This window comes from Rhizobium ruizarguesonis (genome assembly GCF_012349115.1).
In the GTDB taxonomy this organism is placed as follows: Bacteria; Pseudomonadota; Alphaproteobacteria; order Rhizobiales; family Rhizobiaceae; genus Rhizobium; species Rhizobium ruizarguesonis.
In genome coordinates this window covers 1-441 of the sequence record NZ_PQIG01000040.1, presented here as the reverse complement: position 1 = coordinate 441, position 441 = coordinate 1, and the positions used below count along the sequence as shown (strand labels likewise).

Below are 441 nucleotides of genomic sequence, written 5' to 3'. Positions count from 1 at the left end.
TTGAGTTCGCTCCAGCGGTTTTTGGTTGCTGTTGTTGGTTCGGTAGCGGCGGGTTGCGGTGCGGAGCCATTTCGGCTGCGCAGCACCGCATCACGTCGCGGGTTGAGTGTCTGAGCGAATTCGGCCGGTGTCAGCCAGCCAAGGCCTGAATGCGGGCGTTGATTGTTGTAATCGCTACGCCAGTTTGAAAGCGCGGACCGGGCGTGAGCAAGCGACGAGAACAGAGTTTCATTCAAGAACTCGTCTCGCAGCCGCCCGTTGAAGCTTTCGATAAAAGCGTTCTGGATAGGCTTGCCAGGCGCAATGTAATGCCAGTCAACTTTGGTCCGGTCCGCCCATTGCAGGATCGCGTTGCTGGTGAACTCGCTGCCGTTGTCGCTGACGATCATCCTCGGCTTGCCGCGCTCCTCGATAATCCGGTCAAGCTCCCGTGCGACGCGA

1 protein-coding gene is annotated in these 441 nt (G+C 58.7%); it reads right to left on the bottom strand.

Annotated elements, in window-relative coordinates:
* On the bottom strand, positions 1-441 hold a 441-nt coding region (locus C3Y91_RS05280; RefSeq protein ID WP_168575108.1), incomplete at both ends, for an integrase core domain-containing protein.